This window comes from Microbacterium hydrocarbonoxydans, assembly GCF_900105205.1.
Taxonomy (GTDB): domain Bacteria; phylum Actinomycetota; class Actinomycetes; order Actinomycetales; family Microbacteriaceae; genus Microbacterium; species Microbacterium hydrocarbonoxydans.
This window is the reverse complement of sequence record NZ_FNSQ01000005.1, coordinates 1,770,075-1,784,599: the sequence shown is the minus strand read 5'-3', so window position 1 is coordinate 1,784,599 and position 14,525 is coordinate 1,770,075. Positions and strand designations below refer to the sequence as shown.

The window sequence follows — 14,525 nt, the reverse complement described above, 5'->3', positions numbered from 1 at the left end:
ATGACGACCACCATCCGCCGCCTGCTCGATCTGACCGTCGAGGACCACACGCTGACCGTGCCGCTCGTCTGGGGTGACCCTGGAGACACCCGCACCATCGAGATCTTCGCGAGAGTGATCTCCCGAGAGGGCGGCGAGACGCTGCCCCACCTGGTGTTCCTGCAGGGCGGCCCCGGTCACGAGGCACCGCGCCCCTTCCACTCGTCCACTTCGCCCGCCTGGCTCGATGAGGCGCTCACACACTACCGGGTGGTCATGCTCGACCAGCGCGGAACCGGACTCTCGTCCCCGGTGGGCGACGGCGACCTCGAGCGGGGCTCCGCTGCGGTCGCCGAGTACCTCACGCACCTCCGGGCCGACGCGATCGTGCGGGACTGCGAGGCCATGCGCGAGCACCTCGGAGCAGAGTTATGGAGCGTCCTCGGCCAGTCGTTCGGCGGCTTCACGACGCTCGCCTACCTGTCGACGGATGCGAACTCGTTGGCGGACGTCTTCATCACCGGGGCCTGAGCACGGTCGATCGGCATCCGGACGAGGTGTACGCCCTCTGCTACGACAAGATGCGCACCGCATCCGAGCGCTACTACCGCCGCTTCCCTGAACACCGCGACGCCATGCGGCGTCTGGCCGATCGAGCGGACGCCGGCGAGATCGTGCTCCCCGACGGCGAGGTCGTGTCGCGATCCCGTCTGCGTTCGGTGGGCTCCGCCCTGGGCACCGACGACGGATGGCAGACGGTGTGGTCGCTGCTCGAGCGCGACCCCGCCTCGAACGCGTTCCGCCACGACCTCATGCACGCGATGCCGTACAGCGGGCGCAATCCGCTGTACTTCGCCTTCCACGAGTCGAGCTATGCGAACGGCCACGTCACCCGGTGGTCGGCCGAGCGCACCGAGCCGGACGACTTCCGAGACGACGTCACGCTCTTCACCGGAGAGCACATCCGGCGCGAGTGGACCGAGACGGTGCCGGCGTTCCAGCCCTGGCGCGAGGTGGCGCTCGCTCTGGCGGAGCACGAGTGGCCCCGCATCTACGACGCGCCGGCGATCGGAGCATCCGGTGCCACCGGCGCTGCGGCGGTCTACGCGAACGACGTCTACGTTCCTCTGGAGTTCTCGCTCGAGACCGCGCGGCTGCTGCCGGGCGTCGAGCTCTGGATCACGAGCGAGCATGAGCACAACGGTCTGCGATCGGGCCCGGTGCTCTCGCGTCTCATCGATCTCGCGCACGGTCGTCGCATCCGCTGAAGATCCTCCCGTAGAGGGATGCCGGTGCGGACAGGCCCGGCATAGCCTGGAGGCATGGCCGACATCCTCGGGACCCTGCTCACGATCGCGATCCTTCTCGTGATCGCGACCGCGATCGTGGTGGTGATCGTGGCGGTGTACGCCCGCACGCCGCTCGAGAGGAAGTACGAGAGCGCGGGCGGCGGACTCGGCGGGTCGTTCGACGCAGTGTGGATGCCGTCTGCGCATGAGGCCGGCTCGGAGCGGGACCGCCAGACGCAGCGCACCGCCCCCGCGCCGGCACCGGGCGACCCGTTGGGCAGGATCGACGACGAGCGCATCGTCATCGAGGTCTGACTGCGATCGCGAGGCATACGACGAAAGCCCCGCACTCCGGAGAGTACGGGGCCTTCGTAGGCGACGACCGTCGCAGGCGACGGCCTTCGTAGGCGACGTCGTTACTTGGTCGAGCCGCCGAAGCCCTTGAAGCGCTGGTTGAACTTCTCGACGCGACCGGCGGAGTCCATGATGCGCTGCTTACCCGTGTAGAACGGGTGCGAAGCCGACGAGATCTCGACGTCGATGACGGGGTACTCGACGCCGTCGAGCTCGATCGTCTTGTCGCCCGTAACGGTGGAGCGGGTGAGGAACGTCTCGCCCGAGCCGAGGTCGCGGAACACGACTGCCTTGTAGTCGGGGTGAATGTCAGTCTTCATGGGATTCCTTAGTTGCTGCCCTGGATTGTGCCAGGGACGAGGGAAGTCTGCGGTGCAGAGAGCACCAAGGGTCGATTCTATCAGATGGACGTCAGGACGCCGCGCGCGCGGCGTACCGGCCGTCTTCGCTCGTGAGAGCGATGGGCATCCCGAAGGTCTCGCTCAGCGCGTCGGCGGTCAGAGTCTCGGCGACAGGGCCCGCCGCGACGATGCGCCCCTCGCGCATCAGCAGCACATGGGTGAACCCGACCGGGATCTCCTCGACGTGATGCGTGACCATCAGCATCGCCGGTGTCGACGGGGCCGACGCGTATCCGCTGAGCAGGGCCAGCAGCTCTTCCCGCGACCCCAGGTCGAGCGAGGCGGTCGGCTCGTCCAGCAGCAGCAGCTCCGGGTCGGTCATCACGGCGCGAGCGATCTGGACGCGCTTCTGCTCGCCGTCGCTCAGCGTGCCGAAGGTGCGATCCGCGAGGTGCTCGAGACGCCAGTCGCCCAGCACCCGCAGGGCGCGGCGCTCGTCGATGTCCTCGTAGCTCTCGTTCCAGCGGCCGAGCACCGAGTACGCGGCGGTGAGCACGGTGTTGAGCACCGTCTCCTCGCGGGGGACGCGCTTCGCCATCGCCGAGGACGCGAAGCCGATCCGCGGACGCACCTCGAAGACGTCTGTGCGACCGAGGGTCTCCCCCAGCACCGTCACGGTCCCCGAGGTCGGGTGCATGAGCGTGTCTGCCAGCTGGAGCAGCGTCGTCTTGCCCGCGCCGTTGGGTCCGAGGATCACCCACCGCTGATCATCGTCGACCTGCCAGGTCACGTGATCGATGATGTTGCGCCCCTCGCGGCGCACGACGACGTCGGTGAATTCCAGAGCGCTCGACATGCCTCCAGCCTATCGGCTCAGGCGGTCAGCTCCGCGTACAGCGCGCGCGTGGTGTCGGCGATCGCGCCCCAGCTGAACTCGTCGCGCGCCCGTTCTCGACCGGCCTCGCCGTAGGCGCGGGCACGCTCGGGATCCGACGTCACCTCGGTCAGCACGCTCGCGAGATCCGCGATGTACCGCTCGGGGTCGACCGGGGTGCCGGTGCCGTCCTGCAGCTGCTCGATCGGCACGAGTCGCCCCGTGACGCCGTCGTCGACGACCTCGGGGATGCCGCCGGTGGCCGTGCCGACGACCGCAGCCCCGCAGGCCATGGCCTCGAGGTTCACGATGCCGAGCGGCTCGTACACCGACGGGCACACGAAGGTCGTCGCCGCCGTGAGGATCGCCGAGAGCTCGTCGCGCGGCAGCATCCGATCGATCCACACCACGCCCTCCCTGGTCTGCTGCAGGAGTCGCACGCCCTCCTGCACCTCGGCCATGATCTCGGGGGTGTCCGGCGCGCCGGCGCAGAGGATGAGCTGCACGTCCGGCGGCAGCAGCCGCGCCGCCTGCAGCAGGTACGGAAGGCCCTTCTGGCGCGTGATCCGCCCCACGAAGACGACGGACGGGCGCGAGGGGTCCATGCCGACCGACTCCAGGAAGGCGGGGTCCTGCACCGGACGCCAGCGCTCGACGTCGATGCCGTTGTGGATCACCCGCACCCTGGTCGGATCCACCGACGGGTAGCTCCGCAGGATGTCGTTGCGCATACCGGCGCTCACCGCGATCACCGCGGCGGCGTTCTCGTACGCCAGCTTCTCGATGCCACTCGAGACGGCGTAGCCGCCGCCCAGCTGCTCGGCCTTCCACGGGCGCAGCGGCTCGAGGCTGTGCGCGGTGAGGACGTGTGGGATGCCGTGCAGCTGAGACGCCAGATGGCCGGCGAAGTTCGCGTACCAGGTGTGGCTGTGCACGACATCGGCCTCGGTGATCGCCGCGACGATCTCGAGGTCGGTGCCGAGGGTCTGCAGAGCGCCGTTGGCGGATGCCAGCTCGGCGGGCGTCCGGTACGCGACCGTTCCCGCCTCGTCTCTGGGCGCTCCGAACGCTCTGACCTGCACGTCCATGCTCTGCCGCAGGGCGGCGACGAGCTCGGCGACGTGCACGCCGGCACCTCCGTAGATCTCCGGCGGGTATTCCTTCGTGATCATCTCGACGCGCATGTCTAGACGGTAGTGACTCACTTGTCCAGATGCTAGTTCGCCGAGCCGAATCGCATCTATGGTTGGTGCATGTCCGCACCAAAGAAGATCTTCGGCATCATCCTCGCCGGCGGCGAGGGAAAGCGTCTCATGCCCCTCACGGCCGACCGCGCGAAACCTGCGGTGCCCTTCGGCGGACAGTACCGATTGATCGATTTCGCGATCTCGAACCTCATCAACTCGGGTCTTCGCCAGATCGTCGTGCTCACCCAGTACAAGTCCCACAGCCTCGACCGCCACATCTCGCAGACCTGGCGCATGTCCGCGCTCCTCGACTCCTACGTCGCCTCCGTGCCCGCGCAGCAGCGGCTCGGCAAGCGCTGGTTCTCCGGCTCCGCCGATGCGATCCTGCAGAGCCTCAACCTCATCAACGACGAGAAGCCCGACATCGTGGTCGTGATCGGTGCGGACCATGTGTACCGGATGGACTTCCGGCAGATGCTCGACGCCCACATCGAGTCCGGCGCGAAGGCCACCGTCGCCGGCATCCGCCAGCCTCTCGCCATGGCGTCGCAGTTCGGCGTGATCGACGCCGACACCGAGACCGGTCGTATCAAGCAGTTCCTCGAGAAGCCGACCGACATCGAGGGGCTCGAGGATTCGCCGCACGAGGTGCTGGCCTCGATGGGCAACTACATCTTCGACGCGGATGCACTCATCGCCGCGGTCGAGGCGGATGGCGAGTCCCCCACCTCCGGTCACGACATGGGTGGCGACATCGTGCCCTACTTCGTCGATCGCGGCGAGGCGGGGTATTACGACATGAAGCAGAACGACGTGCCGGGCTCCTCTCCTCGCGACCGCTCGTACTGGCGTGACGTCGGTACGATCGATTCCTTCTTCGATGCGCACATGGACCTCATCTCCACGCTGCCCATCTTCAACCTGTACAACATGGAGTGGCCGATCCATTCGCAGGCCGTGAACTCGCCGCCCGCGAAGTTCGTCCGCGACTCGGTCGGACGCATCGGCAATGCCATCGACTCGATCGTCTCGCTCGGATCCGTGCTCTCGGGCACGCATCTCGAACGCAGTGTCGTCGGTCCGTGGACGCTCGCCGGCGGAGGCTCGACGATCACGGACTCCGTGGTGTTCGACGGCGTGCGGGTGGGAGCCGGCTCTCGCGTGCACCGCGCCATCCTCGACAAGAATGTGGTGCTGGCCGACGGGGCCACCGTCGGCGTCGACCGCGAACGCGACCTCGCCCGCGGCTTCACCGTCACGGAGTCCGGGATCACCGTGGTCGGCAAGGGTCTCTTCATCGAGCGCTGACCTCGTCATCGAACGCTGATCGCGACCCGCGGCGACGCCGTGGACGAGTGGCCGGTTCGCGCTCGCTAGGCTCGAAGGCGTGACCTCTGCGCGCTTCCTCGTCGTCCTCGATGCCGATTCCACCCTCATCCGCAACGAGGTGATCGAGCTGATCGCCGACGAGGCGGGTCGAGGTGCCGAGGTGCAGGCGGCGACCGAGGCCGCGATGCGCGGCGAGATCGACTTCGCGACGAGCCTGCGCTCTCGCGTCGCGGCGCTCGAGGGCGTGCCGGTGTCGAGGTTCGCCCGCGTGCTCGCCCGCATCGAGCCGACCCCCGGCGTGCGCGAGCTGACCACCGCCGTGCACGAGCGCGGCGGCGTCGTCGGCGTCGTCTCGGGGGGATTCCACGAGATCCTCGACGATGTCGCTCCAGGGCTCGGCGTCGACCGCTGGCGCGCGAATCGCCTCGAGGTCGTCGACGGCGCGCTCGCCGGACGCGTCGAGGGCGACATCGTGGATGCCGCGGTGAAGGCCCAGTCTCTGCGTCGGTGGGCGGACGAGCTCGGCGTCCCCCGTCACGCGACCATCGCCATCGGCGACGGCGCCAACGACCTGCAGATGATGGCCGCCGCCGGGCTCGGTCTCGCGTTCAACGCGAAGCCGGCCGTGCGCGAGGCCGCGAGTCTGGTGATCGGCCCGCAGGACCTCTCGGAGGTCATCGCACTGCTCCCGTAGCGGTCTGTCCGAGGCCCGGTCTATCGTCGGGCGCATGGACATCATCCTCATCCCGGGCCTCTGGCTCGACGCCTCCAGCTGGACCGAGGTCGCCGCGCATCTCGAGCGCGCCGGTCACACCGTGCATCCCCTGACCATGCCGGGTGTCGGTGCGAGCGCCGCCGACTCGTCCGAGATCGGCATGTCCGACTGGGTCGACGCCGCGGCGGCCGCCGTCGACCGGGTGGGCGCTCCGGTCGTGGTGGTCGGGCACAGCGGCGGCGGCAACGTCGCCTGGGGTGTCACCGACGCGCGCCCGGCGGCCGTCGCACGGACCGTGTTCGTCGACACCGTCCCACCGCCCTCCGGCTTCGGCATCAGCGAGTTCGAGGTGATCGACGGCGTCGTCCCGTTCCCCGGCTGGGATCACTTCCCCGCTGAAGACGTCGACGATCTCGATGAGGCGACGCGCACGCGGACGGCGGGTCTCACCCGGAGCGTTCCCGCCCGTGTCCCGACGGACCCGATCGAACTGCGCTCGGACGCCCGCTTCGGGGTGCCCGTCACGCTGCTGATGGGCGGCATGGATCAGGAGACCCTCGAGTCGGAGCTCGATCAATGGGGCCCGTACGCCGAGGAGTTCCGGGCCATCGACGACGTCGAGGTCGTGCGGATCGGCTCAGGTCATTGGCCGCAGTTCTCGGTGCCGGATCGCCTGGCGACGCTGATCGACGCGGCGGTCACGCGGAGCTGAGCGCGCGCGGCAGCCGGATCCCGGGCGGGGTCAGTGCCCCATGCCGAGTCCGCCATCCACCGGGATGACGGCACCGGAGATGTAGCCCGCGTCGTCCCCGGCGAGCCAGGTGACCACACCCGCGACCTCGTCGGGCGTCGCGAAGCGGCCGGCGGGGATGTTCGCCTTGTACTGCTTCTGCGTCTCTTCGGGCAGCTCGGCGGTCATGTCGGTCTCGATGAAGCCCGGTGCGACGACGTTGGCCGTGATGCCGCGGCCACCCAGCTCACGCGTGAGCGAACGGGCGAACCCGACGAGCGCCGCCTTGGACGCCGAGTAGTTCACCTGACCGGCCGACCCGTAGAGGCCGACGACGCTGGAGATCAGGATGACACGACCGAAGCGAGCGCGCAGCATCCCCTTCGATGCCCGCTTGACCACGCGGAACGTGCCGCCGAGGTTGGTGGCCACGACGCTGTCGAAGTCGTCCTCGCTCATGCGCAGCAGGAGGGTGTCCTTGGTGATGCCGGCGTTGGCGACGACGATCTCGACCGGACCGAGCTGCTGCTCGACCTCGGTGAATGCGGCGTCGAGCGCTGCGGCATCCGTCACGTCGGCGCGCACCGTCAGGGTGCCTTCGGGTCCTTCACCACTGCGCGCGGTGACGGCCACCCTGAACCCGTCGCGGACGAATCGTTCGGCGATCGCACGGCCGATTCCGCGGTTGCCGCCGGTGACGAGCACGACACGAGAACTCATTTCCACTCCTGATCCGGCCGCGGGGGATGGGCCTGGTCGACATCGATCCTATCGATGATGGGCGTTCGGGTCCGGTCGCACGTTTGACAGCGCACGCACCGACTGCGACGCTGAACGCGACGAAAGGCATCACCGTGAGCGACAGCAGCATCCCGACCTCCCCGGCCGCGTATCAACCGCCGCCCGCTCCGGCAGCGCCCTTCGCGCCTGCTCCTCCGGCACCGCCGCAGCAGGCGGACTCGCTCTCTGCACAGCCGACCCAGGCCTACCCGGGCGCAGCGCCCGCATACCCGTCCGCGCCGCAGCCGTACAGCGGCTCGGCTGTGCAGCCGTACGGGAGCGCCGCACCTCAGCCGTACGGTGCGACCTCGCCCGGCTACGCGGCGAGCTACCCGGCCGCGCCGCAGCAAGGCGGCGCTTACCCGACCTACCCGGCCTACGCCGCTCCGTCGTACGCCGCTCCGCGCCCGACCAGCGGGCTCGCCACCACGTCGCTCATCTGCGGTATCGCGGGCGTCGTGCTGTTCTGGGCGGTGATTCCCCTGATCGCCTCGATCGTCGCGGTGATCACCGGCCACATGGCGCTGCGTCAGACGAAGGCGAACCCGGCGCTCGGCGGTAGGGGGATGGCCATCGCCGGACTGATCATGGGGTACGTCATGATCGGCCTCCTGGCGATCGGGATCATCATGACCATCGTGAGCTTCGTCTTCGTCGGCGCCTTCACCCTGCCGTTCATCTTCTCGACCTGACGCTCGCATTCCGCGCGCCGCCTGCCCTCCGGCGGCGTAGGCTGGAGGCATCGTGAAGAGCAAGCACCTGGTCCCTGCTGTCACCTCCCTGCCGCAGAATCCGCAGGCGGAGGCGGACCACCGCGTGCGTCGATACGCGCTCACGATGACCATCCGCATCGTGTGCTTCGGGCTGATGATGTTCATCCAGCCCTACGGCTGGTACACGTGGGTGTTCGCGCTCGCGGCGGCCGTGCTGCCGTACATCGCCGTGGTCTTCGCCAACGCGGGCAGCGACAGCACCGAGACGGTCGCCGAATCGCCCGTGCAGCAGCTCGAAGCCCCGGCGCCGACCGTCACCGAACGAGTCGAGGAGACTCCGGGCCCCGACATCTTCACCATCCGCGAAAGCCGCCAGGACCGCGAGTGAGTGAATTGGAGTGCTCGCGCGCCGGATGCCGGAACGCGGCGACCATGCAGGTGGTGTGGCGCAACCCTCGTATCCATGCCGCCGACCGCGAGAAGGTGTGGCTCGCGTGCGATGAGCACGTCGGGTTCCTCCGCGACTATCTGGCAGCCAGAGGCTTCCCCGTGACCGTGAGAGATGGTGTGCCTTCATGAGCGCCCGGATGGGTCGATGGACCGTCTACGTGCTGGTCGCGATCGGCTTCGCGGTCGCCTGCGCCTTCCTGTCGAACTGGCAGTTCGAGCGGAACGAGAACCGCGCCGAGCAGATCGCGCTGGTCGAGAAGAACTACGACGCGGATCCCGTGCCGCTCGCCGAGCTGATCGGAGCGGACGGCGCCCTCGACCCCGGAGACGTGTGGCACCCGGTGGTACTGAACGGCGAGTACCTGAGCGACGAGCAGCTGCTCGTACGCAACCGTCCGCACGGTGGCACGAGCGCCTACGAGGTGCTGGTCCCGTTCCGCGACGTCGACGGCCGCGTGTTCCTCGTCGACCGCGGATGGGTGCCGCCCGGCGAGGGCGACTCCCCCGACTCCGTCCCCGCCGCCCCGAGCGGTGAGGTCGAGGTCGTCGTCCGCCTCCGCCCGAGCGAGCAGCTGCCGGCATCCGGCCGCGGAGCGCCCGAGGGCCAGGTGCCGACGATCCATCTCCCCGCGATCGACCAGCTCGTCGATGCGGACGTGATCACGAGCGCCTACGGCCAGGTCGTCAGCGAGGATCCTGTGGGAGAGGGCACGCTCGGCGGCTTCGACTCCCCCACCGACGATCCAGGCCCGCACCTGTCCTACGCGATCCAGTGGATCCTGTTCGCCCTGATGGGCTTCATCTTCATCGGTTACATCATCCGTACCGAGATCGTGAAGCACCGCGAAGAGGTGGAGGGCGTCGTCGCACCGGTCAAGCCGTCCCGTCGACGCGACAGGGATGCCGACATCGAGGACGAGCTGCTCGACGCGCGCTGACGCCCGTTCCGGGTGAGCACTGCTCCGGAACGGACGTCGCGTCCCGCTACCGCGCGTGAGGCGGAGTGTCGCCCACCGGGATGATCCGGATGGGCGCTGTCTCATCCTGCAGTTCGGCACGATCCTTGCCTGATCGGCCCACGGCGAACTGATACGCCGCGGTCAGCACTGCGAGCCAGATGACTCCCACCACGATGGCCACCCGCGTGTCCTCGAACCAGCACAGCAGACCCACCACGAACACCAGGAACCCCACGGTGAGCCAGGAGGCGACGGGCCACAGCGGCACCGGGAACTCCGATGGCAGCAGGCCTTCCCGGCGGATGGTCCGCTTCATCGAGAGATGGGATGCGACGATCATCAGCCACACCCAGACGGTCGCGAAGGTCGCGATGGACGCGATGATGACGAAGACGTCCTCCGGGATCACCGCATTCAGGATCACCCCGACCCCCAGCGCGCACATCATCACCACGACGGTCATCCACGGGACCCCTGACTTGGAGATTCGGGTGAACGCCGCCGGCGCCTGATGCTGTTGCGCGAGACCGTAGATCATGCGGCCGGCGCCGAAGACGTCCGAGTTGATCGCCGACAGCGCCGCAGAGATGACCACGAAGTTCAGCACGTGCGGAGCGGCAGGGATGCCGAGGCCGTCGAAGATGGTCACGAACGGGCTGCCTTCCGCACCGATCGTGTTCCACGGGCGCACCATCATGATCACCGCGAGGGCGCCGACGTAGAAGAGCAGCACGCGCGCCGGAACGCTGTTGATGGCCTGCGGGATGACCTTCTTCGGATTCTGCGCCTCGCCCGCCGTGATGCCGATGATCTCGATCCCGCCGAAGGCGAAGACCACGATCGCGAAGCAGGCGACGAATCCCTCGGCGCCGTGCGGGAAGAAACCGCCGGTGGCCGGATCGAAGAGGGCCCCGATCCCCGATGCATCGGGCGACTGGTTCTGGAACCCGAAGACGATGATGGCGATGCCGCCGACGATCATGGCGATCACCGCGGAGACCTTCACCAGGGCGAGCCAGAACTCCAGCTCGCCGAACACGCGCACACCGAGCAGGTTGATCGCCGCGATGAAGAAGATCACCGCGAGCACCCAGATCCAGCGCGGCACGTCGGGGTACCAGAACCCCATGTACACGCCGAACGCGGTGACGTCGGCAAGGGCGACGATGATCATCTCGAACGCGTAGGTCCAGCCTGTGATGAATCCCCATCGCGCGCCGAGGTACCGGTTGGCGAACTGTCCGAAGGATCCGGAGATGGGATGTCGGACGGTCATCTCCCCCAGCGCCCTCATCACGATGAAGACGGCTGCTCCGGCGATGAGATAGGCGAGCAGGACGCTGGGACCGGCTTTCTCGATCGCGGCGGCTGAGCCGTAGAAGAGCCCCGTGCCGATCGCCGAGCCCAGCGCCATGAATCGGATGTGTCTGGCCGTGAGGCCGCGGCTGAGAGCCGTCGCGCCTCCCGCCGCCTCGGCAGTGCCGGGTGTATCGGAATATGTCATCGTCGCGTCCCCATCGTCGCTTGTCGGAGTGCCGCCGCTCGGTCTCGGGTGAGCGTCCGCATGATCGATCACAGCCCCTCGCCCTGCATCCGGAACTGCTGGTCGCGGGTCGCCGAGAATCAGGCTGCTCCCATTGCAGCGCGCACGGATCGGCTCATGTCGGGTCGACGGCATCCGCTGTCTGGGATCCGAGACGTCGCTGGACGACGCGCGCCGACGCGTCAGCCCCAGGCCCGCACGTCGGAGACGACGGCGGTCTTCGGGTATGCGCCCGAGGGCGTGCCGATCTCGAAGAGGTCGATCAGGAGCATCACCGGATAGACCGGGCACTGCGGAATCCGGCGCAAGACGATCCCTTCGCAGCCGATCACCGTCTCGCCGTCCCCCCAGATCACGGTCCAGGTGTGCGACCCGCTCGCATCGAACGGCAGCACCACTTCGGCCATGTCCGTCTCCAACCGCGGATCACCGTGAGCCTTGATGCCGGTCCGCGCTCGTGTCGTCGTCGATACGGCATCGGCGTCGATCTCGAAGATGCAGATCTCGCCGGCATCCAGCTCCGAGAGGTGTTCGATACCGACGAGCCAGGCGGCGAGCATGCACCCGTCGTCGGTGCTCGCAGCGACCGTCACATCGATCCGTCCGCTGGTAGGAGCGAACAGCAGGCGGAGTGGTGTCTCGGTTCGCACCTCGAGACCGTCCGAACGATGTCGGTGTGTGCCGCGCGCCGAACCGAGCGGTCCTGAGAACATCGCGGTCTGCACATTGGACACGCGGAGCGGGGCATCCTCCGTCCGCCAATCGAGCTGATCGCTCTCGATACGCAGCTGCAGCCCCGTCTCGACGATCTCGTATCGCGCCGCGGATCTCTCGGGAACCGTCCACTGCGGGAGGTAGTGGGCGATCCACTTCTCGCCGTCGAGCCCGGTCGAGAAGTCGTCCGCGAAGGTCGGAGCCTCCGACGGCGAAGGCGGGAGGATCTGGTCCATCGTTCAGCCGGTGAGGGCGTTCGCGGTCTGGTACCCGCTCATGCGCGAGTCTCCTCCTCGATCCGGTCGGCCGCTCTGCCCGAGAGCGTCCGACTCCAGCCGTCAGCGGCTGCCTCGTACACGAGGCGGGTGTGGCGCCGATCGGTGTCCCCCTGCCAGAACTCGATACGCCTCGGGACGACCCGCCAGAGCACCCAGTCGCCGTCGGCGATGCCGGCCTGCGCGGCCGCCGAGCGGGCGGCGAGGTCGGCGGCGCTCTCCTCCGGCGCCGCCTCCTCCACGCGTCCGCGTACTCGCACCGCTCGGACCTGCGGCTGCCACCAGAAGCTCAGCGCCGCAGCCGGCACCGCATCGAGCTGCGCGCCCTTGCGCGACGACCTCGTGCTGGCGAAGCCCCACCCTCGTTCGTCGATCCGTTTCAGGATGAGCGTGCGCGCGTCGGGGATCCCCTCTGCGTCGACCGTCGCCAGAGTGACGGTGTGCGGCTCCGCCACCCCTGCTGCCGCGGCCGCACGCACCCAGTCGGCGAAGAGGATCGCAGGATCCTCCGGCAGGTCACGGACATCCCAGTCCGGGGCGACGCCCGTGAGAGCGTGGCGGCCTCTCAGCCAGTCGTTGAGCTGAGCGAGGCCGAGATCCGAGTCGTCATGGGTCACCCTGTCGACTATGCCACTCCCGTCGGACGTGGCACACTTCGCACGCGCGCTACGCGAGCTCGATGAGGTCCTGGTAGTCCTGGCTCCAGATGTCCTCGACGCCGTCGGGGAGGATCAGCACGCGCTCGGGGTTGAGCGACTGCACCGCGCCGGGGTCGTGGGAGACGAGCACCACTGCGCCCTCGTAATGCGCGAGCGCACCCAGGATCTCCTCACGGGAGGCGGGATCGAGGTTGTTGGTCGGCTCGTCGAGGAGCAGCAGGTTCGCGGATGACACCACCAGCGTCGCGAGCGACAGGCGGGTCTTCTCCCCACCGGAGAGGACCCCGGCCGGCTTCAGCACGTCATCGCCGGTGAAGAGGAACGAGCCGAGCACCTTGCGTGCTTCCATCTCGGTGATGTGCGGCGCCGCCGACACCATGTTCTCCAGCACCGACCGGTTGACGTCGAGGTTCTCGTGCTCCTGCGCGTAGTAGCCGACCTTCAGTCCGTGGCCGGGCTCGAGCTGTCCGGTGTCCGGCTTGTCGACGCCCGCGAGCATCCGCAGCAGCGTCGTCTTGCCCGCGCCGTTGAGGCCGAGCACGACCACCTTCGACCCACGGTCGATGGCGAGGTCGACGTCCGTGAAGATCTCCAGGGATCCGTACGACTTCGACAGGCCGGTCGCCATCATCGGCGTCTTGCCGCAGGGTGCGGGCTTGGGGAAGCGGAGCTTCGCGACCCGGTCTTCCTGGCGCACGTCGTCGAGACCCGCGAGCAGCTTCTCGGCGCGAGCGATCATCTGGTGTGCGGCGGCCGCCTTCGAGGCCTTCGCACCGAATCGAGCGGCCTGCTGCTGCAGTGTGGTGGCCTTCTTCTCGGCGTTCGCGCGCTCCTTCTTGCGACGCTCCTCGTCGGCGACCCGCTGGCGCAGGTAGTTCTTCCAGTTCATGTTGTACGTGTCGATGACCTGACGGTTCGCGTCGAGGTAGAAGACACGGTTCACGGTCTCGCCCACGAGCTCGACGTCGTGGCTGATCACGATCAGCCCGCCCTTGTAGTTCTTCAGGAACTCGCGCAGCCACACCACGCTGTCCGCGTCGAGGTGGTTGGTCGGCTCATCGAGGATCATCGTCTCGGCGTCCGAGAACAGGATGCGTGCGAGCTCGATGCGACGGCGCTGGCCACCGGAGAGAGTCGACAGCGGCTGGTCGAGGATCCGATCCGGCAGCGAGAGGTTGTTGGCGATGGAGGCGGCCTCGGCCTCGGCCGCATACCCTCCCTGGGCCTCGAACTGCTCGGTCAGGCGGGCATAGCGCTTCATCGCCTTGTCGGCCACCGCGGGGTCCTCCGACCCCATCGCAAGCGAGGCCTCGGTCATGCCGAGGTTGAGCTGACCGAGCCCGCGGGCGTCGAGGATCCGCGTGCGCGCGAGGTCCTCTGGGTTGCCGGAGCGGGGGTCCTGCGGCAGGTAGCCGAGCTCACCCGAACGCGTCACGCTGCCGCCGGAGGGGAGGACATCGCCGGCGAGCACCTTGGTGAGGGTGGTCTTGCCCGCGCCGTTGCGGCCGACGAGACCGATCTTGTCTCCGTCGCTCACACGGAACGACACGTTCTCCATCAGGAGGCGTGCGCCCACGCGGATCTCGAGTTCGTGCACGGCAAGCACAGCGGGATGTCCGTTCGTTCAAGGGGAT

The 14,525-nt window shown here is 68.3% G+C and carries 17 protein-coding genes; 9 read left to right on the top strand and 8 right to left on the bottom strand.

Annotated elements, in window-relative coordinates:
* From BLW44_RS18230 to BLW44_RS08895, 3 genes are read left to right on the top strand one after another with little or no spacing between them, the layout of a single operon-like run.
* Positions 1-510 (top strand): alpha/beta fold hydrolase, encoded by a 510-nt coding sequence (locus BLW44_RS18230; protein ID WP_254775123.1) that lies wholly within the window; start codon positions 1-3, stop codon positions 508-510.
* 50 nt (positions 511-560) lie between these two features.
* Positions 561-1,247 (top strand): hypothetical protein, encoded by a 687-nt coding sequence (locus BLW44_RS18225; RefSeq protein ID WP_254775122.1) that lies wholly within the window; start codon positions 561-563, stop codon positions 1,245-1,247.
* A gap of 54 nt (positions 1,248-1,301) precedes the next feature.
* Entirely contained in the window at positions 1,302-1,583 is a 282-nt protein-coding gene (locus tag BLW44_RS08895) for a hypothetical protein (protein WP_060926085.1), read from the top strand.
* A gap of 101 nt (positions 1,584-1,684) precedes the next feature.
* On the opposite strand, the gene BLW44_RS08890 is transcribed toward BLW44_RS08895, so the two are convergent.
* The 3 genes from BLW44_RS08890 to glgA all read right to left on the bottom strand — a co-directional run bounded on the left by BLW44_RS08890 (position 1,685) and on the right by glgA (position 4,021).
* A complete protein-coding gene (locus BLW44_RS08890; protein ID WP_060926086.1) occupies positions 1,685-1,942 on the bottom strand; it encodes a type B 50S ribosomal protein L31 in 258 nt (85 codons plus the stop codon).
* 91 nt (positions 1,943-2,033) lie between these two features.
* Positions 2,034-2,819, bottom strand: a complete 786-nt coding sequence (locus BLW44_RS08885; protein WP_060926087.1) for an ABC transporter ATP-binding protein — start codon at positions 2,817-2,819, stop codon at positions 2,034-2,036.
* A gap of 17 nt (positions 2,820-2,836) precedes the next feature.
* Positions 2,837-4,021, bottom strand: a complete 1,185-nt coding sequence (gene glgA, locus BLW44_RS08880; RefSeq protein ID WP_060926088.1) for a glycogen synthase — start codon at positions 4,019-4,021, stop codon at positions 2,837-2,839.
* Positions 4,022-4,090: 69 nt separating this feature from the next.
* Between glgA and glgC the strand changes: the two genes are divergently transcribed.
* From glgC to BLW44_RS08865, 3 genes are all read left to right on the top strand, one after another.
* Complete coding sequence (gene glgC / locus BLW44_RS08875; protein ID WP_060926089.1) at positions 4,091-5,332, top strand: glucose-1-phosphate adenylyltransferase; 1,242 nt, start codon at positions 4,091-4,093, stop codon at positions 5,330-5,332.
* Positions 5,333-5,411: 79 nt separating this feature from the next.
* Positions 5,412-6,047: a phosphoserine phosphatase SerB gene (gene serB / locus BLW44_RS08870; RefSeq protein WP_060926090.1), complete on the top strand. Its 636-nt coding sequence runs from the start codon at positions 5,412-5,414 to the stop codon at positions 6,045-6,047.
* A 34-nt stretch (positions 6,048-6,081) separates the two neighbouring features.
* Positions 6,082-6,780, top strand: coding sequence for an alpha/beta fold hydrolase (locus tag BLW44_RS08865; protein ID WP_060926091.1), 699 nt, complete (start codon positions 6,082-6,084; stop codon positions 6,778-6,780).
* A 30-nt stretch (positions 6,781-6,810) separates the two neighbouring features.
* Here BLW44_RS08865 and BLW44_RS08860 read toward each other — a convergent pair whose 3' ends face one another.
* Positions 6,811-7,518 (bottom strand): beta-ketoacyl-ACP reductase, encoded by a 708-nt coding sequence (locus tag BLW44_RS08860; RefSeq protein ID WP_060926092.1) that lies wholly within the window; start codon positions 7,516-7,518, stop codon positions 6,811-6,813.
* A 134-nt stretch (positions 7,519-7,652) separates the two neighbouring features.
* On the opposite strand from BLW44_RS08860, the gene BLW44_RS08855 reads away from it, so the two are divergent.
* The 3 genes from BLW44_RS08855 (at position 7,653) to BLW44_RS08840 (ending at position 9,679) form a co-directional block, all read left to right on the top strand.
* The gene (locus tag BLW44_RS08855; RefSeq protein WP_074732071.1) at positions 7,653-8,270 is read left to right on the top strand and encodes a DUF4190 domain-containing protein; all 618 of its coding nucleotides are present in this window, start codon (positions 7,653-7,655) and stop codon (positions 8,268-8,270) included.
* A gap of 52 nt (positions 8,271-8,322) precedes the next feature.
* The gene (locus BLW44_RS08850) at positions 8,323-8,679 is read left to right on the top strand and encodes a DUF3099 domain-containing protein (protein ID WP_060926094.1); all 357 of its coding nucleotides are present in this window, start codon (positions 8,323-8,325) and stop codon (positions 8,677-8,679) included.
* Positions 8,680-8,866: 187 nt separating this feature from the next.
* Positions 8,867-9,679, top strand: coding sequence for an SURF1 family cytochrome oxidase biogenesis protein (locus BLW44_RS08840; protein WP_060926096.1), 813 nt, complete (start codon positions 8,867-8,869; stop codon positions 9,677-9,679).
* 46 nt (positions 9,680-9,725) lie between these two features.
* On the opposite strand, the gene BLW44_RS08835 is transcribed toward BLW44_RS08840, so the two are convergent.
* The 4 genes from BLW44_RS08835 to BLW44_RS08820 all read right to left on the bottom strand — a co-directional run bounded on the left by BLW44_RS08835 (position 9,726) and on the right by BLW44_RS08820 (position 14,497).
* A complete protein-coding gene (locus BLW44_RS08835; protein ID WP_060926097.1) occupies positions 9,726-11,204 on the bottom strand; it encodes an amino acid permease in 1,479 nt (492 codons plus the stop codon).
* 221 nt (positions 11,205-11,425) lie between these two features.
* Positions 11,426-12,193, bottom strand: coding sequence for a hypothetical protein (locus tag BLW44_RS08830; RefSeq protein ID WP_060926098.1), 768 nt, complete (start codon positions 12,191-12,193; stop codon positions 11,426-11,428).
* Between the two features lie 38 nt (positions 12,194-12,231).
* A complete protein-coding gene (locus BLW44_RS08825) occupies positions 12,232-12,849 on the bottom strand; it encodes a pyridoxamine 5'-phosphate oxidase family protein (protein WP_060926099.1) in 618 nt (205 codons plus the stop codon).
* Positions 12,850-12,898: 49 nt separating this feature from the next.
* Positions 12,899-14,497 (bottom strand): ABC-F family ATP-binding cassette domain-containing protein, encoded by a 1,599-nt coding sequence (locus BLW44_RS08820; protein WP_060926100.1) that lies wholly within the window; start codon positions 14,495-14,497, stop codon positions 12,899-12,901.
* Positions 14,498-14,525: the final 28 nt, after the last annotated feature.